Genomic DNA, 21,934 nt, shown 5'->3' with positions numbered 1-21,934 from the left:
CGACGATAACCATCAGCCCGCTGTGCGCTTTCACGATTCGTCCTTTTTCGGCTGCTTTTTATTACAGGCCCAGGTTTTATGCCCGAATACGTCAATTGGCTTCGTCATGCTTCGCCTTACATCAACGCCCACCGCGACTGCACGTTTGTGGTCATGCTGCCCGGCGATGGTGTGGAACACCCGAACTTCGGCAATATCGTCCACGACCTGGTGCTGCTCCACAGCCTGGGTGTGCGGTTGGTGCTGGTCCACGGCTCGCGTCCGCAAATTGAAACCCGCCTCCAGGCACGCGGCCTGACTCCGGCTTACCACGAAGGTTTGCGCATTACCGATGCCGCGACGCTGGAGTGTGTGATCGACGCAGTCGGCCAGCTGCGTATCGCCATTGAAGCGCGTTTGTCGATGGACATGGCCTCGTCGCCCATGCAGGGCTCACGCCTGCGGGTGGCCAGCGGCAACCTGGTGACCGCCCGGCCGATCGGTGTGCTTGAAGGTGTGGACTACCACCACACTGGCGAAGTGCGCCGGGTCGATCGCAAGGGCATCAATCGCCTGCTGGATGAGCGCTCCATCGTGCTGCTGTCGCCCCTGGGGTATTCGCCCACTGGCGAGATTTTCAACCTGGCCTGCGAAGACGTCGCCACCCGCGCCGCCATCGACCTGGGCGCCGACAAGCTGCTGCTGTTTGGCGCCGACCTGGGGCTGATCGATGAACATGGCCGACTGGTGCGTGAGTTGCGCCCGCAACAAGTGCCGGCGCACCTGCAACGCCTGGGCAACAACTATCAAGCCGAGCTGCTCGATGCCGCCGCGCAAGCATGTCGTGGCGGGGTAGGGCGCAGCCATATCGTCAGTTATGCCGAAGATGGCGCCTTGCTCACCGAACTGTTCACCCGGGACGGCGGCGGTACGCTGGTGGCCCAGGAGCAATTCGAGTTGGTGCGCGAAGCCGCAATTGAAGACGTCGGCGGTTTGCTTGACCTGATCAGCCCGCTGGAAGAGCAAGGCATCTTGGTACGCCGCTCGCGGGAAGTGCTGGAGCGTGAGATCGAACAGTTCAGCGTGGTCGAGCGCGAAGGCATGATCATCGCCTGCGCGGCGCTGTATCAGATCGCGGATTCGGATGCGGGTGAACTGGCGTGTCTGGCGGTGAACCCGGAATACCGTCACGGCGGGCGCGGCGATGAGTTGCTCGAGCGCATTGAAACCCGCGCGCGGGCGCAGGGCTTGAAGACCTTGTTTGTGCTTACCACCCGTACCGCCCACTGGTTCCGTGAACGAGGGTTTGTGCCGAGCAGTGTGGACCGCCTGCCGTCGGCGCGGGCGTCGCTGTACAACTATCAGCGTAACTCGAAGATTTTCGAGAAGGCCCTGTAAATTCGATGCAGTAAACCATGGCTATCCAAATGTGGGAGGGAGCAAACCCCCTCCCACATTTGATTGTGTTCAGTCTTTGACGAACTTATCGGTCACATACGCTGAATAGTCGGGCAGCACCGTCTCCACTTTCCCCTGCTCCCGCAAGAACTTCGCCGTCTCCCCAATCGCCTTTGCCGTGCCGCCGTTGAGCAGCGCATCGGTTTTCTGTGCCTGTGCGTCCGGAAAGGTCGTGCCGGCCAGCAGTTCGGGAATGTCGGCAGCATTTGAGCCTGTCAATTTAGCGATTTTCTGCACGGCGTCGGAGTCCACCGTCCAGCTGTCTTTATGGGCGGCATAGTCGGCGAAAGAGTCCAGCGTAACCTTGGCAAACTTGGCCACTACGTCAGGATGTTTTTCTGCAAAATCCTTACGGGCTACCCACACTTCGAACGTCGGTGCACCCCACTGACCCACCTGCGCCGCGTCTGTCAGGGTTTTTCCGGTCTTGCGAATTTCTCCCAGGGCGGGCGACCACACGAAGGCGCCATCAATGTCACCGCGTTTCCACGCGGCGGCGATTTCGGCCGGTTGCAGGTTCACCACTTTGACTTTCTGGGTGTCTAGGCCCCAATGCTTGAGCGCGCCGAGCAGGCTGTAATGAGAGGTTGATACGAACGGTGTGGCAATGGTTTTGCCGATCAGATCGTCGGGTTTGTCGATGCCGCTGCCATTGCGCACCACCAAGGCTTCAGAAGTATTGATCTGCGCCGATACGATAAAAGCCACGATCGGTAGATTGCGTGAAGCCGCTGCTGCGAGGGGGCTGGAACCGAGATTGCCGATTTGCACATCGCCGGATGCGATGGCCGTGACCACTTGAGGCCCACTGTTGAACCGGCGCCAATTGATCTTCTGGCCAAGGGCTTTTTCGTAGAGACCGTTGGCCTGGGGGACTTTGCTGGGGTCGATGCCGGTTTGATAGCCGATGGTTAAATCAGCCGCCTTGACACCAAAAGAAAGTATTAGTGATACAAAAACTGTAACAAATTGACGGGAGGATGTGCCTTTGGCCATGATGGCGTCGCCTTTTTGATCGTGGGTGACGTATGAAACCGTACGGCCACACTAATCGATCTAAAAAAAGGCTGGTAAATACCTTTTAGGCATTAGCTTATGGAGCAGGTGGTCTATGCTGGCTAGCTTGCTGCAAAGAAAGACTTATTCCTGAATCGTATGAAAAAGAATGAAACAATTCTTTTTGGGTGTATGAAAAACTCATTACCCTGCAGGGACCAAATTAACTGCGGTTAGACGAAGGTAGTAGACATACAAGGTTACGATTGACTTGGTAGTCACTATCCGGCGCTAATCGCGCATCTGTGGATCGAGGGCGTCAGACCCGAGACCTAAGAAATACAAAAATTAGAAATGAGAGGAGCGGTACATGAAGAAGTCAACATTGGCGTTGGCCGTGGCTGTGGCTGCAATTGCGCAACAGGCACACTCCGCCGGTTTCATCGAAGACAGCAAGGCTACTCTGGGCCTGCGTAACTTCTACATCAACACTGACAACCGCGATGGCGCTCCTACTGCGAGCAGCCGTAGCAAGAACGCTGAATGGGGCCAAGGCTTCGACCTGCGTTTCATCTCGGGTTTCACCCAAGGTACTGTTCAGTTCGGTGTTGACGCTATTGGCCTGTATGGCATGCGTCTGGACTCCAGCCGCGATAACCACGGCAACTACAGCGGCACCGCTTCGGGCGGCACTGTGTTCCCAAGCGACGGCAACAAAGCTGTCAGCGATTTCGCCAGCCTGGGCGTGACCGGTAAGGTCAAGATCTCCCAGACCGTAGCGAAAATCGGCACCCTGCAGCCAAACAACCCGGTGATCAAGACCAACGATGGTCGCCTGTTGCCTCAGACTTTCCAGGGCGGCGAGATCGTTTCCAACGAAATCAAAGACTTGACCCTGACTGCTGGCCAGATCGAATCCGCCAAGGGTCGTAACTCCAGCAACAATGAAAACCTGTCGATTGCTGGCGCGAACAAAAGCTCCAACTACGACACCGGCAAATTCAGCAACAAGTTCTACTACGCGGGTGCTGACTACAAGATCACCAAGGATCTGACCGCTTCGTACTATTTCGGCGAGCTGAAAGATTTCTACTCCCAGAACTTCCTGGGCTTGGTACACAACTGGGCAATCGGCCCGGGCGTGCTGAAAAGTGACCTGCGTTACTACCGCAGCCGCGACAACGGCGCCAACGGCAATAACACTGCCTACTACACCTCCGGTTACTACAACGACGGTGCCAAGCCAACCACTCTGGGCAAGGTCGACAACGACCTGTACAGCTACCTGGCTCTGTACTCGGTTAACGGCCACACCTTCGGTGGCGGTTATCAGTACACCAAGGGCGACAGTGACTTCCCTTGGCTGAACCAAGGTGACGGTTCGTCGAACAGCACCACGACCGACATGCAAATCCAGAAGTTTGCCCGTGCTGGCGAGCGTACCTGGCAAGCACGTTACGCTTATGACTTCGCCAAAGTGGGTGTACCTGGCCTGACCGCTGGTGTGGTCTACCTCAAAGGCACCAACATTCAGACCACCGCTGGTGACAAGTCTGAATGGGAACGTGATATCACCCTGGCTTACGTTGTTCCAGAAGGCCCGCTGAAAAACCTCGGCGTGGCGTGGAAAAACGCCATGTGGCGCACCGACGTTGCTACCCGCGACCAGGACGAAAACCGCCTGATCGTCAGCTACTCGATCCCGCTGCTGTAAGGCTGTAAACCTTGCCCGGCGCAATGCCGGGCAAGGTGTCTTGCTTTCAAGTCGGGCTCAACCCCCGCAAGCCCTTCCCGAATTCCCTCTTTGTACAGCGTCTCAAGGCCTTCTCGAACCTTGAAATGGATGTTGATCCTCGCCCGTTTGCGCGTCCAGTGAACAGAAATTTAATATTCCTTTATCGTCTAAATAAATCGATATTTATTCTTTTTAAATAGTCGCAGACCCATGCACAGTGGGCTCCATAAGCACTCACCAGGAGCCACACCATGAGCCTAAGACTGGGCGACATCGCCCCCGACTTCGAACAGGATTCCAGCGCCGGCAAGATCCGTTTCCACGAATGGCTGGGCGATAGCTGGGGTGTACTGTTTTCCCATCCGGCGGACTTCACTCCAGTGTGCACCACCGAGCTGGGCTTCACCGCCAAGCTCAAGGACCAATTCGCCCAGCGTGGCGTCAAGGCCATTGCCCTGTCGGTGGACCCGGTGGACTCGCACCACAAGTGGATCGAAGATATCAACGAAACCCAGAGTACGGTCGTCAACTTCCCGATCCTGGCCGATGCGGACCGCAAGGTCTCGGACCTCTATGACCTGATCCATCCGAACGCCAGTGACACGCTGACCGTGCGCTCCTTATTCGTGATCGACCCGAACAAGAAGATCCGCCTGACCATCACGTACCCGGCCAGCACTGGCCGCAACTTCCATGAAATCCTGCGGGTCATTGATTCGCTGCAACTGACTGACAACCACAAGGTTGCCACCCCCGCCAACTGGCAGGACGGTGATGAAGTGGTGATTGTGCCGTCGCTCAAGGACGAGGAAGAGATCAAGAAACGTTTTCCGAAGGGCTACCGTGCAGTTAAGCCGTACCTGCGGCTCACCCCGCAGCCCAATCGCTAACACACAATCCAATGTGTGGAGCGAGCAAGCCCGCTCCCACAGTTGATCGCATTTCAAGTCTCACACAGCAGGGGTTTTTCAGGCCGTTTCGACGGCCTTTTTTTCGTCTGATGATTTATTCAAGGCATATGCATTTATAGAATAAACAAATGAAAAAATAAGATTTATGGATATATAAATCAGCTGATAAGGTCTGTTCCATCTGGCGCCATCGCCACACCGCGAACCGCCGACACTTGCTCAAGGAATACCTGCATGCTGGTCGTAACACTTGGAGGCAGTCCCAGCCAGCGTTCCCGCTCCGGGGTCTTGCTGGATAAAACCCGTCAGTGGCTGCAACAGCAGGGCGTGGAAGTGGTGAGTTATCAGATTCGGGACTTCCCGGCCGAAGACTTGCTGCACGCGCGGTTCGACAGCCCCAAGGTCGTCGACCTGCTGCAGCAAGTAGCCAACGCCGATGGCCTGGTGATTGCCACGCCGGTGTACAAAGCCTCGTTTTCCGGTGCGCTGAAAACCTTATTGGACCTTCTGCCTGAACGCGCCCTGGCGCACAAAGTCGTGCTGCCCATGGCTACCGGCGGCAGCATTGCCCACATGCTGGCGGTGGACTACGCCTTGAAGCCGGTGTTGTCGGCCCTGAAAGCCCAGGAGTTGCTCCACGGTATTTTTGCCGAAGACAGCCAGATCGCTTATGGCGAGGGCAGCGTCCAGGCGCAGTTGGTACCGGTGCTCGAACACCGTTTGCACGAGGCCCTGGAGCAGCTCTACAGCGCCATGGCTCGGCGCCCGAAACCGTTGGACCCGCATGTGTTGAATGAACGTTTGTTGAGTGCTCGCTGGAGCATTTGAGCCTTACCCGACATCGAGAAACACTCACCTTACTCAGCCGCCAACGGCCAAGCAGGTGCAGCCAAAACCCTAATCGCATAATTGGAGAGAGCGCCATGCGCACTGTCATTTTGCGTCGTGGTCTGGTCGCACTGTTTGCTGCGGCTGTGTCCTTCGGCGCCATTGCTCAAGCCCACGCCGCCGAGACCCTGCGGATCGGTTATCAGAAATACGGCACGCTGGTGCTGCTCAAGGCCAAAGGCACGCTGGAAAAACGCCTGGCCGCCCAAGGTGTGCAGGTGCAGTGGACCGAGTTTCCTGGCGGCCCGCAATTGCTCGAGGGCCTGAACGTGGGTTCCATCGACTTTGGTGTCACCGGCGAAACCCCACCGGTATTTGCCCAGGCTGCCGGCGCCGATTTGCTGTATGTCGCCTACGAACCGCCCGCACCGACCAGTGAAGCGATCCTGGTACCCAAGGGCTCACCGATCAAGTCGGTCGCAGAACTCAAGGGCAAGAAAATCGTCCTCAATAAAGGCTCAAACGTGCACTACCTGCTGGTGCGCGCCCTGGAAGATGCCGGCCTCAAATACACCGACGTGCACACCGTGTTCTTGCCGCCTGCGGATGCCCGTGCGGCGTTCGAGCGGGGCAGTGTGGACGCCTGGGTGATCTGGGACCCGTACCAGGCGGCCGCCGAGAAACAGCTGCAAGCCCGCACCCTGCGTGACGGTACCGGCATTGCCGACAACCACCAGTTCTACCTGGCGACCAGACCCTATGCCGAGCAACACCCCGATGTGATCAAGGCGCTGGTGGAAGAGGTGCGCGCCGTAGGCGAATGGTCCAAGGCCAACCCTCAGGAAGTCACCGAACAAGTCGCGCCGCTGCTGGGGCTGCCCCCTGATATCACCCTGACCTCGGTGAAACGCCAGGGCTACGGTGCCCTGTTCCTGACACCTGAAGTCGTCGCCGCCCAGCAAAAAATCGCTGACAGCTTCTACCAACTCAAATTGATCCCCAAGCCCTTGAGCATCAAGGACGTGATCTGGACGCCACCCGCCGCTGTTGCCAAAGCGCCATAACCCGACTTCTTCCAGGAGACAACTCCATGAGCCTCAATATTTTTTGGTTCCTGCCTACCCATGGCGACGGCCATTACCTTGGCACCGCCGAAGGCGCTCGCGCCGTAGACCACGGTTACCTGCAACAAGTGGCCCAGGCTGCTGACCGCCTGGGTTTCGGTGGGGTGTTGATCCCTACCGGCCGCTCCTGCGAAGACTCGTGGCTGGTGGCGGCCTCGCTGATCCCCGTGACCCAGCGCCTGAAGTTTCTTGTGGCGCTGCGCCCCGGGATCATTTCCCCGACGGTGGCCGCGCGTCAGGCGGCGACTCTGGACCGCCTGTCCGGTGGCCGTGCGCTGTTCAACCTGGTCACCGGCGGCGATCCGGAAGAACTGGCCGGCGATGGTTTGTTCCTCAGCCATGAAGAACGCTACCAGGCGTCCGTGGAATTCACCCGCATCTGGCGCCGCGTGTTGGAAGGCGAAACCGTGGACTATGACGGCCAGCACATCAGCGTCAAAGGCGCCAAGCTGCTTTATCCGCCGATCCAGCAGCCGCGCCCGCCCCTGTATTTTGGCGGTTCTTCCGAAGCGGCCCAGGACCTGGCAGCCGAACAAGTGGAGATGGTCCTGACCTGGGGCGAGCCGCCAACCGCTGTCGCCGAGAAAATCGCACAAGTGCGAGCCAAGGCCGCGAAACTTGGGCGTACCGTGCGTTTCGGCATTCGCCTGCATGTGATCGTGCGCGAGACCAACGATGAGGCCTGGAAAGCGGCCGATAAACTGATCTCCCACCTGGACGACGACACCATCGCGCGCGCCCAGGCGTCCCTGGCCCGCTTCGATTCAGTTGGCCAGCAACGCATGGCCGCCTTGCATGGCGGCAACCGCGACAACCTGGAAGTCAGCCCCAACCTGTGGGCCGGCGTCGGCCTGGTGCGCGGCGGTGCGGGCACCGCGTTGGTGGGTGATGGCCCAACGGTGGCGGCACGGGTCAATGAGTACGCGGCCCTGGGCATCGACACCTTTATCTTCTCCGGTTACCCACACCTGGAAGAGTCTTATCGCGTCGCCGAGTTGCTCTTCCCACACCTGGATATCGAACGTCCCGAGTTGCCAAAAAGCGCGGGGTACGTCAGCCCGTTTGGCGAGATGGTCGCTAACGACATTCTTCCCAAAGCAGCGTCACAGAGTTGAGGCGCCGTCATGAACATTGAAAAATTGAGCCATCGAGTGGCGCCCTGGGTGCTGCCCATCTTATTGCTGGCGGTGTGGCAGTTGTCGGTGTCGGCAGGCTGGTTGTCGACGCGCATCCTGCCGGCGCCCAGTGCGGTGATCGAAGCCGGGGTCAACCTGGTGCGCAGTGGTGAAATCTGGACACACCTGGCCATCAGCGGCTGGCGTGCGGGCCTGGGTTTTGTGATTGGTGGCAGCATCGGCTTGGCCCTGGGTTTTATCACTGGCCTGTCGAAATGGGGTGAGCGCCTGCTGGACAGTTCGGTGCAGATGATCCGCAACGTGCCGCACCTGGCGCTGATTCCGCTGGTGATCCTGTGGTTCGGCATTGACGAGACGGCGAAAATTTTCCTGGTGGCCCTCGGGACGTTGTTCCCGATCTACCTGAATACCTACCACGGCATTCGTAATGTCGACCCGGCGCTGGTGGAGATGTCGCGCAGTTACGGCTTGTCCGGGTTCAGCCTGTTCTGGCAAGTGATCCTGCCGGGCGCGCTGCCTTCGATCCTGGTCGGTGTGCGTTTTGCCCTGGGCTTCATGTGGCTGACCCTGATCGTGGCGGAAACCATCTCGGCCAGTTCCGGCATTGGTTACCTGGCGATGAATGCCCGTGAGTTCCTGCAAACCGACGTGGTGGTGCTGGCCATCGTCATGTACGCCATTCTCGGCAAGCTGGCCGACTTGGCCGCCCGTGGCCTGGAGCGTGTGTGGCTGCGCTGGCATCCGGCATACCAAGTGAATAAAGGAGGTGCGGCATGACGGCTCAACAACCTCCGCGCCTGCTCAAGGGCATTCCGCTGGCGGTGCGCAACCTGCGCAAAGCCTTTGGTGCGCGGGAAGTGCTCAAGGGCATTGACCTGCATATCCCGGCGGGCCAGTTCGTGGCCGTGGTCGGTCGCAGCGGCTGCGGTAAAAGTACTTTACTGCGCCTGTTGGCCGGCCTGGACAAAGCCAGCAGCGGCGAGTTGCTAGCCGGCTCCGCGCCTTTGAGCGAAGCGATTGAAGACACACGGTTGATGTTCCAGGAAGCGCGTTTGCTGCCGTGGAAAAAGATCATCGACAACGTCGGTTTGGGGCTCAAGGGCAACTGGCGTCCCAAGGCGTTGGAAGCGCTTGAGGCGGTGGGCCTGGCCGAGCGTGCCAATGAATGGCCGGCGGCCTTGTCCGGTGGCCAGAAGCAGCGTGTGGCCCTGGCGCGCGCCTTGATTCACCAGCCGCGCCTGCTGTTGCTCGACGAACCGTTGGGTGCACTCGACGCCCTGACCCGCATCGAGATGCAGCAGTTGATCGAAAACCTCTGGCAGAAACACGGCTTCACCGTATTGCTGGTGACCCACGACGTCAGCGAAGCCGTAGCCATTGCTGACCGGGTGATTTTGATCGAGGACGGCGAAATCGGCCTCGACCTGATCGTCGACCTGCCACGCCCACGGGCTCGTGGTTCACACCGCCTGGCTGCGCTCGAGGCAGAAGTGCTCAACCGTGTGCTGTCACTGCCCGGCTCGCCGCCGGAGCCCGAACCTGTTTCACCGCTGCCTACGCAATTGCGCTGGGCTCAATAACTCACTTGTCCTACACAGGAAGAACGACCATGACTATTAAAGCCATCAACGTGCGTAACCAGTTCAAAGGCACCATCAAGGAAATCGTCGAAGGCGACGTGCTGTCGGAAATCGACGTACAGACGGCGTCCGGCATTGTCACGTCCGTCATCACCACCCGTTCGGTCAAAGAGCTGGAGTTGGTGATTGGCAGCGAAGTGATTGCCTTCGTTAAATCCACCGAGGTGTCGATCGCCAAGTTGTGATCACTGCAGACCGCTATCGGGAGCAAGTCGAATCGTCGCACCGCCCCTCCCACAGTTGACTGCTTTCCAAAGTGGGAACTCGGTCGAATGTGGGAAGGGCTTGCCCCCGAAAGGTCAACGCAAGGCTGGGCGCTTGGGCAAGTAGGCAGGCAAGTAGAGCCCTACGTACGCATCAAACACGCGCATCCCTTCCTCCGCCATACGCGGCGTGATCAGCCCATGCTGATGCACCGACCGCGCGTACACGCGGTCGCTCAATTCGAGCGCCAAGGCGAACACGTCCACATCGGCAGGCAAAGTTGGCACCTCGAAGTGCTGGTTGAACACGGCATGCATCAGGTTTCCCAGCTCCAGATCATGTTGGCGGTCAGCCTGTGTCACTTCGGTCAACCCGTGCTGGGCCAGGATCAACTGGCGAGCGGCGGCGTCATTGCTATAGATGGTGAGCATGCGCTGTTCGACGACGTAGGACAGGTCGCGCCAGTGCTTGAGTGAGTCATGCTCGATGGGCGCCTGAATGGCCGCCCGGAAGGCGGTATGAACATCCGCTGTCAGCGCTTCCAGCAACGCCGGTACACCGGCGAAGAAGTGGTACACCGATGACGCTGGAATGTGCGCACGTTCGGCCACACTGTAGATCGACAAACCGGCCACGCCTTCGGCGGCCAGCAAGGCGCGGGCGGCGTCCAGGATCGCGTCGATCCGGGGCTGGCTGCGGGCGCGGGGTTTGCGAGCAGTGGCGGGGCGGGTGGGCATGGAAGTCTCCTACAAGGCAGCAGGCATTGTATGAGCAGGGGAGGTGTGTTGTCTGCCAGACCGCCATCGGGAGCAAGTCGAATCGTCGCACCGCCCCTCCCACACTTGACCGTGTTTCAACTTTGGAATCGACTTGCTCCCGATAAGGCCAACGTGGTCCCCCGGAATAAACCCATAAAAAAACGCCACAGACCCTAAGCCTGTGGCGCTTCTTCAATGCCGCAACCGCTTACACGGTATGCAGGTACCAGTTGTACTCAAGGTCGGAGATGGAGTGTTCAAACTCTTCCAGCTCACTTTCCTTACAGGCAACAAAGATATCGATGTATTTAGGATCGATGTACTTGGCCATCACCTCGCTGTCGTCCAACTCGCGCAGGGCATCACGCAGGTTGTTCGGCAAGCTTTGCTCGTTCTGCTCGTAGCTGTTGCCTTCCACTGGAGCGCCCGGTTCGATCTTGTTGGTCAGACCGTGGTGCACGCCCGCCAGGACCGAAGCCATCAGCAGGTAAGGGTTGGCATCGGCGCCGGCCACGCGGTGTTCGATACGCACGGCGTCGGACGAACCGGTCGGTACGCGAATCGCCACGGTGCGGTTATCCAGGCCCCAGCACGGCGAGTTCGGCACGTAGAACTGTGCGCCGAAACGGCGGTAGGAGTTGACGTTAGGGCACAGGAACGCCATTTGGGCGGGTAGGGTCTCGAGCACACCGCCGATCGCGTGACGCAATGCGGCGTTCTGCTCGGGATCCTCGCTGGCAAAGATGTTCTTGCCGTCCTTGTCCAGGATCGAAATGTGTACGTGCAAACCGTTGCCTGCCTGGCCCGGGTAAGGCTTGGCCATGAAGGTGGTGTCCATCTCATGGTCGTAGGCGATGTTCTTGATCAGGCGCTTGAGCAGTACCGCGTAATCGCAAGCCTTGATCGGGTCGGCCACGTGGTGCAGGTTCACTTCGAACTGCGCCGGGGCACTTTCCTTGACGATGGCGTCGGCCGGAATGCCTTGCTCTTTGGCACCTTCCAGAATGTCCTGGAGGCAGTCGACGTATTCGTCGAGGTCGTCGATCAGGTAGACCTGTGTCGAGTGCGGGCGTTTGCCGGAGATCGGCGAGCGGGGCGGTTGTGGGCGGCCGTTCACGTTCTCCTGGTCGATCAGGTAGAACTCAAGCTCGAAGGCGGCGCAGATGGTCAGACCGAGATCATCAAATTTGCTTACAACTTGGCGGAGCACTTCGCGAGGATCGGCGAAGAAAGGTTCACCTTCAAGTTCGTGCATGGTCATCAGCAGTTGCGCGGTAGGGCGCTTTTGCCAGGGTTCATTGCACAGGGTGTCGGGGATTGGATAACAGATTCGGTCAGCATCACCGATGTCCAGGCCCAGGCCGGTGCTTTCCACCGTCGAGCCGTTGATATCCAGGGCAAATAAAGAGGCAGGCAGGTTAATGCCCTTCTCGTAAACCTTGTGGAGGCTGGTGCGTTCGATGCGCTTACCGCGCACCACACCATTCATATCCGCAATTAGAAGGTCTACGTACAGAACCTCAGGATGATCCTTAAGGAACGCGTTCGCTTCGTTAAGCTGAACGGCACGCGGGGGTACCGACATGATGCAACACCTTTGTTGTTAAAAATATCAATCATTGATCTTTTCTGGTTTCAGTCAACCCGAACGGCATGCCGAAGTCAAGCGAGGGCTTTTTTGCCCTAAAAAAGCGCCTTGAGGGCTTTTTTGGGGCTTTTTGGGGCGGTTTTTTGGGTTTGAAGGGCTTGGGACTAGCAGGCTTGAGCGGGCCGTGTTGTATTTTTTACGGGGGTGTTGTGTAAAAAAATGAACAAGGCTAAGCTCGATTCAAACCCATAACAGCAATAATACCGGGGTGCTTCATGTCTCGCCTGCCGTTAATCGGCGTCACCGCCTGCTCCAAACAGGTCGGTCTGCATGCTTATCACATCAGTGGCGACAAATACGTCCGTGCAGTGGCCACCGCTGCCAAGGGCTTGCCATTGATCATTCCTTCCCTGGGGGATCTGCTCGACCCGGCCATTATTCTTGACGGCCTGGACGGCATTCTTTTTACAGGCTCTCCATCCAATATCGAACCCTTTCACTACGACGGTCCGGCCAGTGCGCCTGGGACTGCTCATGATTCTGCACGGGACCAAACCACCTTGCCGCTGCTGCGCGCCGCGATTGCCGCAGGCGTGCCGGTGCTGGGCATCTGCCGTGGGTTCCAGGAAATGAACGTGGCCTTTGGCGGCAGCCTGCACCAGAAGGTTCATGAAGTGCCGGGCATGATGGATCACCGCGAAGACGAGACCCAGCCGCTGGATATCCAGTACGGGCCGGCGCACGCCGTGGCGATCTCCCCGAATGGGGTATTGGCAAGCCTGGGCTTGCCGCCGACGATTCAGGTCAACTCGATTCACAGCCAGGGCGTTGACCGCCTGGCACCGGGGCTACAGGTCGAAGCCACGGCGCCGGATAGCCTGATCGAGGCTTTCTCGATGAAACAGGGCAAGGCTTTTGCTTTAGGAGTGCAATGGCACCCCGAATGGCAGGTAAGCTCTAACCCGCACTATCTCGCGATCTTCCAGGCATTTGGCAATGCCTGTCGAAAGCGGGCGATGCAACGCGACGCGGATGCTGCGTCAACCAACGCCTGACCTTTAATGGATGTCAGGAAACACAGCCCAGAGGCATTTATGAGTAACAACCTCGACCAGCTCACCGATTGGTTGAAAGACCATAAGATCACAGAAGTCGAATGCATGATTGGCGACCTCACCGGCATCACCCGGGGCAAGATCTCGCCGACCAACAAGTTCATTGCCGAAAAAGGCATGCGTCTGCCCGAGAGCGTTCTGTTGCAGACCGTGACCGGCGACTATGTCGAAGACGACATCTATTACGAATTGCTCGACCCGGCCGACATCGACATGATCTGCCGGCCCGACTCGAACGCAGTATTCCTGGTGCCTTGGGCCATCGAGCCGACCGCCCAGGTGATCCACGACACCTACGACAAGCAAGGCAACCCGATCGAGCTGTCGCCGCGCAACGTGCTCAAGAAAGTCCTCAAGCTCTACGCCGACAAAGGCTGGCAGCCCATCGTGGCGCCGGAGATGGAGTTCTACCTGACCAAGCGCTGTGAAGACCCGGATTTCCCGCTGCAACCGCCGATTGGCCGTTCCGGTCGCCCGGAAACCGGCCGCCAGTCCTTCTCTATAGAAGCGGCCAACGAATTCGACCCGTTGTTCGAAGACGTCTACGACTGGTGCGAGCTGCAGGAGCTGGACCTCGACACCCTGATCCACGAGGACGGCACGGCGCAGATGGAAATCAACTTCCGTCACGGCGATGCACTGTCCCTGGCCGACCAGATCCTGGTGTTCAAGCGCACCATGCGCGAAGCCGCGCTCAAGCACGACGTCGCCGCTACTTTCATGGCCAAACCCATGACCGGCGAGCCCGGCAGCGCGATGCACCTGCACCAGAGCATCATCGACATCGCCACCGGCAAGAACGTCTTCTCCAACGAAGACGGGACCATGAGCCAACTGTTCCTCAACCACATTGGTGGCCTGCAGAAGTTCATCCCTGAATTGCTGCCGCTGTTTGCCCCCAACGTGAACTCATTCCGCCGCTTCCTGCCCGATACCTCGGCGCCGGTCAACGTGGAATGGGGTGAAGAAAACCGTACCGTCGGCCTGCGCGTGCCGGATGCCGGCCCGCAGAACCGTCGTGTGGAAAACCGCCTGCCGGGTGCCGACGCCAACCCGTACCTGGCGATCGCCGCCAGCCTGCTGTGTGGCTACATTGGCATGGTCGAGGGCCATACCCCGAGCGCCCCGGTGGTGGGTCGTGGTTATGAGCGACGCAACCTGCGCCTGCCGTTGACCATCGAAGATGCCCTGGAACGCATGGAAAACAGCAAGACCATCGAGAAATACCTGGGGCAAAAATTCATCACAGGCTACGTCGCGGTCAAGCGGGCCGAGCATGAAAACTTCAAGCGCGTGATCAGTTCGTGGGAGCGGGAATTCCTGCTCTTCGCCGTCTGATGCGCCGGGCGCGCTGTGGGAACAGCGCGCCCCTAACTGAAAAGTCTAGGAGATTGGTATGTCCAGCAACAACCCGCAAACCCGTGAATGGCAAGCCTTGAGCAGTGATCACCACCTGGCGCCGTTCAGCGACTTCAAGCAATTGAAAGAGAAAGGCCCACGGATCATCACCAAAGCCCACGGCGTTTACCTGTGGGACAGCGAAGGCAACAAGATCCTCGACGGCATGGCCGGCCTGTGGTGCGTGGCGATCGGTTACGGTCGCGATGAACTGGCTGACGCCGCCGCCAAGCAGATGAAAGAACTGCCGTACTACAACCTGTTCTTCCAGACCGCTCACCCGCCGGTGCTGGAACTGGCCAAGGCCATCTCCGACATCGCCCCAGCCGGCATGAACCACGTGTTCTTCACCGGTTCCGGCTCCGAAGGCAACGACACCATGTTGCGTATGGTCCGCCACTACTGGGCGATCAAGGGCCAGCCGAACAAGAAAACCATCATCAGCCGCAAGAATGGCTACCACGGCTCTACCGTGGCCGGTGCCAGCCTGGGCGGCATGACTTATATGCATGAGCAGGGCGACTTGCCGATCCCGGGCATCGTCCACATCGCCCAGCCGTACTGGTTCGGCGAAGGTGGCGACATGAGCCCGGACGCATTCGGCGTGTGGGCGGCCAACCAGTTGGAAGAAAAGATTCTGGAACTGGGCGTGGACACCGTTGGTGCCTTTATTGCCGAGCCGATCCAGGGTGCCGGCGGCGTGATCGTGCCGCCTGAGACCTACTGGCCGCGCATCAAGGAAATTCTCGCCAAGTACGACATTCTGTTTATTGCCGACGAAGTGATCTGCGGTTTCGGCCGCACCGGCGAGTGGTTCGGTAGCGATTTCTACGACCTCAAGCCCGACATGATGACCATCGCCAAGGGCCTGACGTCCGGCTACATCCCCATGGGCGGCCTGATCGTGCGAGACGACGTGGTGGCGGTGCTCAACGAAGGCGGTGATTTCAACCACGGCTTCACCTATTCCGGTCACCCGGTGGCGGCGGCGGTTGCGTTGGAAAACATCCGCATCATGCGCGACGAAAAAATCGTTCAGCGTGTTCATGACGAAACGGCACCGTATTTGCAAAAGCGTCTGAGGGAGCTGGCTGATCACCCGTTGGTGGGGGAAGTTCGCGGTGTCGGCATGCTCGGTGCGATTGAGCTGGTCCAGGACAAGGCCACGCGCAAGCGTTATGAAGGTAAAGGCGTTGGCATGATTTGCCGCACCTTCTGCTTTGAGAATGGCCTGATCATGCGCGCCGTCGGCGACACCATGATCATTTCGCCGCCGCTGGTGATCAGCAAGGCTGAAATTGACGAGCTGGTGACCAAGGCTCGGCAGTGCCTGGACCTGACTTTGGCGGCCTTGCAGGGCTAAGTGCTAGGCTCAGGGCGCAGCGCCTTTCGGCGCTGCATTCTGAGCAGTGATAAATGAGGCTTTGGTTGAAAGCCGGCCTCAGAACTTGCCAGACTGTCGCCCTGTTTTGTTGCCCTTTGGCTGGGCTGCTGAACATAGAACGCTTGTGGCCCAAAAAAGAAAAAATTGGAGCATCACCAAATGAAGGCATTAGGTTTGAAGAACGCTGGCAAGACCCTCCTCGCCTTGTCCCTGATGGGCGCAATGGCAGGCGCGGCCCAGGCCGACGATAAAGTGCTGCACGTCTACAACTGGTCCGATTACATCGCACCGGACACCATCGCCAACTTTGAAAAAGAGTCGGGCATTAAAGTGGTGTACGACGTTTTCGACAGTAACGAAACCCTGGAAGCCAAGTTGCTGGCAGGCAAATCCGGCTACGACATCGTCGTGCCGTCGAACAACTTCCTCGCCAAGCAGATCAAGGCCGGCGTCTATCAGGAGTTGGACAAGTCCAAGCTGTCCAACTACGACAACCTGAACAAATCCCTGCTTAAAGCCGTGTCGGTCAGCGACCCGGACAACAAGCACGCCTTCCCATACATGTGGGGTTCGATCGGCATCGGCTACAACCCAGAGAAGGTCAAGGCCGCACTGGGCATCGACAAGATCGAATCGTGGGACACCCTGCTCAAGCCGGAAAACCTCGCCAAGCTGAAAAGCTGCGGCGTGAGCTTCCTCGACTCGCCAACCGAAATGCTGCCGGTGGCGCTGCATTACCTGGGCCTGCCGACCGACACCCAAAAGAAAGCCGACCTCAAGCAAGCCGAGGACCTGTTCCTCAAGCTGCGCCCATCGATCGGTTACTTCCACTCGTCCAAGTACATCTCGGACCTGGCCAACGGCAACATCTGCGTCGCCGTGGGTTATTCGGGTGACGTGCAGCAGGCCAAGTCGCGCGCAGCAGAAGCGGGTGGCAAGGTCAAAGTGGCGTACGACATTCCAAAAGAAGGCGCAGGCAGCTTCTATGACATGGTCGCCATCCCTAAAGATGCCGAAAACGTCGACGCGGCCTACAAGTTCATGAACTACCTGCTCAAGCCAGAAGTCATGGCTGCAATCACCAACAGCGTGCGTTTCCCGAACGGTAACGAGAAAGCCACTGCACTGGTAGACAAAGACATCACCAGCGACCCGGGCATCTACCCACCGGCGGATGTGCAAGCCAAGCTCTACGCCATTGCTGACTTGCCGGCGGCAACCCAGCGTGAAATGACCCGCAGCTGGACCAAGATCAAATCGGGCAAATAAGCCTGAAACCTGTGGGAGGGGGCAAACCCCTTCCCACACATTAGATCAAAGAAAGTTTTGCCGGATCGGTTTATCGAGGGTAAGTTGCGCGCCGGTTTTGTTGCCGGGCAACAACTTTTGGGCCCAACTATTTAAGAGGACCTCCACTTGCCAATTTCTTTATTTCGCAAAGCCTTGCTGGTGGGTGCAGGTATCACGCTGGCTGTCAGCGTGCAGGCCGCGCCGACGGTGCATGTTTATAACTGGTCGGACTACATCGGCTCCGACACCTTGGCCAACTTCGAAAAGGCCACCGGCATCAAGCCTGTGTATGACGTGTTTGATTCCAATGAAACCCTGGAAGGCAAGCTGCTTGCCGGGCGTACCGGTTACGACGTGGTCGTGCCGTCCAACCACTTCCTTGGCAAGCAGATCAAGGCCGGGGCGTTCCAGAAGCTCGACAAGTCATTGCTGCCTAACTACTCCAACCTTGACCCGGCGCTGCTCAAGCGTCTGGAAAAGAACGACCCGGGTAACCAGTACGCTGTGCCGTACCTGTGGGGCACCAATGGTATTGGTTACAACGTCGATAAAGTCAAAGAAGTGCTGGGCGTCGACCATATCGATTCCTGGGCCGTGTTGTTTGAACCGGAAAACATGAAGAAGCTGGCGACCTGCGGCGTATCGTTCATGGACTCGGCCGATGAGATGCTCCCGGCGGTGCTCAACTACATGGGGCTGAACCCCAACAGCACGAACCCCGACGACTACAAGAAGGCCGAAGAGAAGCTGCTCAAAGTGCGGCCCTACGTGACCTATTTCCATTCTTCCAAATACATCTCGGACCTGGCCAACGGCAATATCTGCGTGGCGGCCGGTTTCTCGGGTGATGTGTTCCAGGCCAAGGCTCGTGCAAGCGAGGCGGGCAAGGGCGTGAACATCGCCTACGCGATTCCGAAAGAAGGCGGCAACCTGTGGTTTGACGTGTTGGCCATTCCCAAGGACGCCACCAACGTCAAAGAAGCCCACGCCTTCATCAACTATTTGCTGCAGCCTGAGGTGATCGCTCAGGTCAGTGATTACGTCGGTTATGCCAACCCTAACCCAGGGGCGGACAAGCTGATGAAGCAATCGATACGCACCGACGCAGCGGTTTACCCACCGCAGGCGGTTCTCGACAGGACGTTTGTCAACTTCGAGCTACCCCCGAAAGTGCAGCGTTTGATGACCCGTAGCTGGACCAAGGTCAAGACGGGCAAGTAAGGCTTATTCTGGGTTCGCCTGCCTCGGGCGAACCGCACTCTTTTTTTTTGGGAGTTTCGTAAATGGCAGTTGCCTCCGGCGCCTATAAGAAAGCCCTCGAGGGCGACCAGACACCGAAAAAGGTGCTGGTCAAAATCGACCGGGTCACGAAAAAATTCGACGAGACGATCGCCGTGGACGATGTGTCCCTGGAAATCAAGAAAGGCGAGATCTTCGCCTTGCTCGGCGGTTCGGGTTCGGGCAAATCCACCTTGCTGCGCATGCTCGCAGGCTTCGAGCGCCCAACGGAAGGTCGCATTTACCTCGACGGTGAAGACATCACCGACATGCCGCCCTATGAGCGGCCGATCAACATGATGTTCCAGTCCTACGCCTTGTTCCCCCACATGACCGTGGCGCAGAACATCGCGTTTGGCTTGCAGCAGGACAAGATCCCCAAGGCCGAGGTCGACGCCCGCGTGGCCGAGATGCTCAAGCTGGTGCAGATGAGCCAGTACGCCAAGCGCAAGCCGCACCAGCTGTCTGGTGGCCAGCGCCAGCGCGTGGCCCTGGCCCGCTCCCTGGCCAAGCGTCCGAAACTGCTGCTGCTCGATGAGCCGATGGGCGCACTGGACAAGAAACTGCGTTCGCAGATGCAGCTGGAACTGGTGGAGATCATCGAGCGCGTGGGCGTGACCTGCGTGATGGTGACCCACGACCAGGAAGAGGCCATGACCATGGCCGAGCGTATTGCGATCATGCACCTGGGCTGGATCGCCCAGATCGGCAGCCCGGTCGACATCTACGAGACGCCTACCAGCCGCCTGGTGTGCGAGTTCATCGGCAACGTCAACATCTTCGATACCCAGGTGGTGGACGACGCCGAAGGTCACGCGGTGCTCAAGTGCCCGGACCTGGACCGCGACATCTACGTGGGCTACGGCATTGCCACTGCGGTGGAAGACAAGTCGGTGACCTACGCGATCCGCCCGGAAAAACTGCTGGTCACCACCCAAATGCCGACCTGCGAGCACAACTGGTCCAGCGGCAAAGTCCACGACATCGCCTACCTGGGCGGCCACTCGGTGTTCTACGTGGAGCTGCCGAGCGGCAAGCTGGTGCAGTCCTTCGTTGCCAACGCCGAACGCCGTGGCCAGCGCCCGACGTGGGGTGACCAGGTGTACGTCTGGTGGGAAGATGACAGCGGCGTGGTACTTCGCTCATGAACATGAAGAAGCTCAAGCGCCAGCTGCAACGAATAACACCCGGTGGCCGGCATGTGGTCATCGGGATCCCTTTCCTCTGGCTGTTCCTGTTCTTCATGTTGCCGTTCTTCATCGTCTTGAAGATCAGCTTTGCCGAAGCCGACGTGGCGATTCCGCCTTACACCGAGATCTACACCTTTGTTGAGCAGAAGTTGCAGTTGGTGCTCAACCTGGCCAACTACGCGATGCTCGGCGACGACGAGCTGTACATCGCCGCGTACCTGGGCTCGCTGAAAATGGCGTTCTTCAGCACGATCCTGTGCCTGTTGATCGGCTACCCGATGGCCTACGCCATCGCCAGCGCCCGCAAAGAGATGCAGACCGTGTTGGTGCTGCTGATCATGATGCCGACCTGGACCGCGATCCTGATCCGCGTGTATGCGTGGATGGGCATTCTGAGCAACAACGGCTTGCTCAATGGTTTCCTGATGTCCATCGGGTTGATCAACGAGCCGCTGCAGATCCTCAACACCAACATCGCGGTGTATATCGGCGTGGTCTATTCGTACCTGCCGTTCATGATCCTGCCGCTGTACGCCAACCTGGTGAAGCACGACCAAAGCCTGCTGGAAGCCGCGTCCGACCTGGGGTCGAGTACCTTCAACAGCTTCTGGAAAATCACCGTGCCGCTGTCCAAGAACGGCATCATCGCCGGCTGCATGCTGGTGTTTATCCCGGTGGTGGGCGAGTTCGTGATTCCTGAGCTGCTGGGCGGCCCGGAAACCCTGATGATCGGTAAAGTGTTGTGGCAAGAGTTCTTCAACAACCGTGACTGGCCGGTGGCCTCCGCGTTGGCGGTGGTGATGCTGGCGATCCTGATCGTGCCGATCATTCTGTTCAACCGCAGCCAAGCCAAAGAGATGGAGGGCAAGATATGAAGCGCGTCAGTTTCTCAAGCTTCATGCTGGTGGCGGGGTTGTTGTTCATCTACCTGCCGATGCTGATCCTGGTGATCTACTCGTTCAACGAATCCAAGCTGGTCACGGTGTGGGGCGGTTGGTCGATCAAATGGTACGTGGGCCTGCTGGACAACACCCAGTTGATGGGCTCGGTGGCACGTTCCCTGGAAATCGCCTGCTACACGGCGGTGGCGGCGGTGGCACTGGGTACGTTGGCGGCGTTCGTGTTGACACGCATCAGCCGGTTCAAGGGCCGCACGCTGTTCGGCGGCCTGGTCACCGCGCCGCTGGTGATGCCGGAAGTGATCACCGGCCTGTCGCTGTTGCTGCTGTTCGTGGCGATGGCGCAGATGATTGGCTGGCCCCAGGAGCGTGGCATTGTCACCATCTGGATCGCCCACACCACCTTCTGCGCAGCCTATGTGGCGGTGGTCGTCTCGGCACGCTTGCGTGAGCTGGACCTGTCGATTGAAGAAGCCGCGATGGACCTGGGCGCGCGGCCGTGGAAGGTGTTCTTCCTGATCACCATCCCGATGATCGCGCCGTCGTTGGCGGCGGGCGGCATGATGTCGTTCGCGCTGTCGCTGGATGACCTGGTACTGGCCAGCTTCGTGTCGGGCCCAGGTTCGACCACCTTGCCGATGGAAGTGTTCTCGGCGGTGCGTCTTGGGGTTAAACCCGAGATCAACGCCGTGGCCAGCCTGATTCTGCTGGCGGTGTCGCTGGTGACCTTCCTGGTGTGGTTCTTCAGCCGTCGTGCCGAAGAGATGCGCAAGAAAGCCATCCAGCAGGCGGTTGAAGAAGCGGCGGCCGATGGCTGGCAGCAGCCGGACAAGCGCCGGGCGCCTGCACCGGTCTAACGTTTGCTGGGGTTAAAACGTAGGAGGGGGCTTGCCCCGGTACAAACCGGGGACATCGTTTACATTTCAAACCGGTAACCTGTGGCATTAGGGCTTGCCCCCGATGACGGTGTCTAAGCCTCCTTATTATTAGGCGACTGACACACCGCTATCGGGGGCAAGCCCC

Annotated in this window: 20 protein-coding genes; 17 read left to right on the top strand and 3 right to left on the bottom strand. The window is 58.7% G+C overall.

The window, feature by feature from the left end:
• Positions 1 to 78 precede the first annotated feature (78 nt).
• Entirely contained in the window at positions 79 to 1,377 is a 1,299-nt protein-coding gene (gene argA / locus M5B43_RS20580) for an amino-acid N-acetyltransferase (protein ID WP_248751837.1), read from the top strand.
• Positions 1,378 to 1,446: 69 nt separating this feature from the next.
• Here the strand turns inward: argA and tauA are convergent, their stop codons facing one another.
• A complete protein-coding gene (gene tauA / locus M5B43_RS20575) occupies positions 1,447 to 2,433 on the bottom strand; it encodes a taurine ABC transporter substrate-binding protein (RefSeq protein ID WP_248751836.1) in 987 nt (328 codons plus the stop codon).
• A gap of 370 nt (positions 2,434 to 2,803) precedes the next feature.
• Here tauA and M5B43_RS20570 point away from each other — a divergent pair, with 370 nt between their 5' ends.
• The 8 genes from M5B43_RS20570 (at position 2,804) to M5B43_RS20535 (ending at position 9,992) form a co-directional block, all read left to right on the top strand.
• Complete coding sequence (locus tag M5B43_RS20570) at positions 2,804 to 4,147, top strand: OprD family porin (protein ID WP_248751835.1); 1,344 nt, start codon at positions 2,804 to 2,806, stop codon at positions 4,145 to 4,147.
• A 272-nt stretch (positions 4,148 to 4,419) separates the two neighbouring features.
• Positions 4,420 to 5,058, top strand: a complete 639-nt coding sequence (locus M5B43_RS20565; RefSeq protein ID WP_248751834.1) for a peroxiredoxin — start codon at positions 4,420 to 4,422, stop codon at positions 5,056 to 5,058.
• A gap of 255 nt (positions 5,059 to 5,313) precedes the next feature.
• Positions 5,314 to 5,907, top strand: coding sequence for an NADPH-dependent FMN reductase (gene ssuE / locus M5B43_RS20560; RefSeq protein WP_248751833.1), 594 nt, complete (start codon positions 5,314 to 5,316; stop codon positions 5,905 to 5,907).
• A 95-nt stretch (positions 5,908 to 6,002) separates the two neighbouring features.
• Positions 6,003 to 6,971: a sulfonate ABC transporter substrate-binding protein gene (locus M5B43_RS20555; RefSeq protein WP_248751832.1), complete on the top strand. Its 969-nt coding sequence runs from the start codon at positions 6,003 to 6,005 to the stop codon at positions 6,969 to 6,971.
• Positions 6,972 to 6,997: 26 nt separating this feature from the next.
• Complete coding sequence (ssuD, locus tag M5B43_RS20550; RefSeq protein WP_248751831.1) at positions 6,998 to 8,146, top strand: FMNH2-dependent alkanesulfonate monooxygenase; 1,149 nt, start codon at positions 6,998 to 7,000, stop codon at positions 8,144 to 8,146.
• 9 nt (positions 8,147 to 8,155) lie between these two features.
• Complete coding sequence (ssuC, locus tag M5B43_RS20545) at positions 8,156 to 8,944, top strand: aliphatic sulfonate ABC transporter permease SsuC (RefSeq protein ID WP_248751830.1); 789 nt, start codon at positions 8,156 to 8,158, stop codon at positions 8,942 to 8,944.
• Complete coding sequence (ssuB, locus tag M5B43_RS20540; RefSeq protein WP_248751829.1) at positions 8,941 to 9,747, top strand: aliphatic sulfonates ABC transporter ATP-binding protein; 807 nt, start codon at positions 8,941 to 8,943, stop codon at positions 9,745 to 9,747. The genes ssuC and ssuB overlap by 4 nt, the downstream gene beginning before the upstream one ends.
• A 29-nt stretch (positions 9,748 to 9,776) precedes the next feature.
• Positions 9,777 to 9,992 carry a TOBE domain-containing protein gene (locus M5B43_RS20535; protein WP_003213899.1) on the top strand — a complete coding sequence of 72 codons (216 nt, stop codon included), beginning with the start codon at positions 9,777 to 9,779 and terminating at the stop codon, positions 9,990 to 9,992.
• 114 nt (positions 9,993 to 10,106) lie between these two features.
• Here the strand turns inward: M5B43_RS20535 and M5B43_RS20530 are convergent, their stop codons facing one another.
• A complete protein-coding gene (locus M5B43_RS20530) occupies positions 10,107 to 10,748 on the bottom strand; it encodes a TetR/AcrR family transcriptional regulator (RefSeq protein WP_248751828.1) in 642 nt (213 codons plus the stop codon).
• A 229-nt stretch (positions 10,749 to 10,977) separates the two neighbouring features.
• The gene (locus M5B43_RS20525; RefSeq protein ID WP_003213894.1) at positions 10,978 to 12,354 is read right to left on the bottom strand and encodes a glutamine synthetase family protein; all 1,377 of its coding nucleotides are present in this window, start codon (positions 12,352 to 12,354) and stop codon (positions 10,978 to 10,980) included.
• Positions 12,355 to 12,632: 278 nt separating this feature from the next.
• Between M5B43_RS20525 and M5B43_RS20520 the strand changes: the two genes are divergently transcribed.
• From M5B43_RS20520 to M5B43_RS20485, 8 genes are all read left to right on the top strand, one after another.
• Entirely contained in the window at positions 12,633 to 13,412 is a 780-nt protein-coding gene (locus tag M5B43_RS20520) for a gamma-glutamyl-gamma-aminobutyrate hydrolase family protein (protein WP_248751827.1), read from the top strand.
• Between the two features lie 39 nt (positions 13,413 to 13,451).
• A complete protein-coding gene (locus M5B43_RS20515) occupies positions 13,452 to 14,810 on the top strand; it encodes a glutamine synthetase family protein (protein WP_248751826.1) in 1,359 nt (452 codons plus the stop codon).
• Between the two features lie 58 nt (positions 14,811 to 14,868).
• Positions 14,869 to 16,233: an aspartate aminotransferase family protein gene (locus M5B43_RS20510; RefSeq protein WP_248751825.1), complete on the top strand. Its 1,365-nt coding sequence runs from the start codon at positions 14,869 to 14,871 to the stop codon at positions 16,231 to 16,233.
• A 195-nt stretch (positions 16,234 to 16,428) separates the two neighbouring features.
• The gene (locus M5B43_RS20505) at positions 16,429 to 17,523 is read left to right on the top strand and encodes a polyamine ABC transporter substrate-binding protein (RefSeq protein ID WP_283099559.1); all 1,095 of its coding nucleotides are present in this window, start codon (positions 16,429 to 16,431) and stop codon (positions 17,521 to 17,523) included.
• 147 nt (positions 17,524 to 17,670) lie between these two features.
• Positions 17,671 to 18,765, top strand: coding sequence for a polyamine ABC transporter substrate-binding protein (locus M5B43_RS20500; protein ID WP_248751823.1), 1,095 nt, complete (start codon positions 17,671 to 17,673; stop codon positions 18,763 to 18,765).
• Positions 18,766 to 18,827: 62 nt separating this feature from the next.
• Entirely contained in the window at positions 18,828 to 19,970 is a 1,143-nt protein-coding gene (gene potA, locus M5B43_RS20495) for a polyamine ABC transporter ATP-binding protein (RefSeq protein ID WP_248751822.1), read from the top strand.
• Entirely contained in the window at positions 19,967 to 20,887 is a 921-nt protein-coding gene (locus M5B43_RS20490; protein WP_248751821.1) for an ABC transporter permease subunit, read from the top strand. The genes potA and M5B43_RS20490 overlap by 4 nt, the downstream gene beginning before the upstream one ends.
• Positions 20,884 to 21,768, top strand: coding sequence for an ABC transporter permease subunit (locus tag M5B43_RS20485; protein ID WP_248751820.1), 885 nt, complete (start codon positions 20,884 to 20,886; stop codon positions 21,766 to 21,768). The genes M5B43_RS20490 and M5B43_RS20485 overlap by 4 nt, the downstream gene beginning before the upstream one ends.
• Positions 21,769 to 21,934 lie beyond the last annotated feature (166 nt).

The organism is Pseudomonas sp. MWU15-20650, assembly GCF_023242475.1.
GTDB lineage: Bacteria > Pseudomonadota > Gammaproteobacteria > Pseudomonadales > Pseudomonadaceae > Aquipseudomonas.
This window is presented reverse-complemented; position numbering and strand designations above follow the sequence as displayed.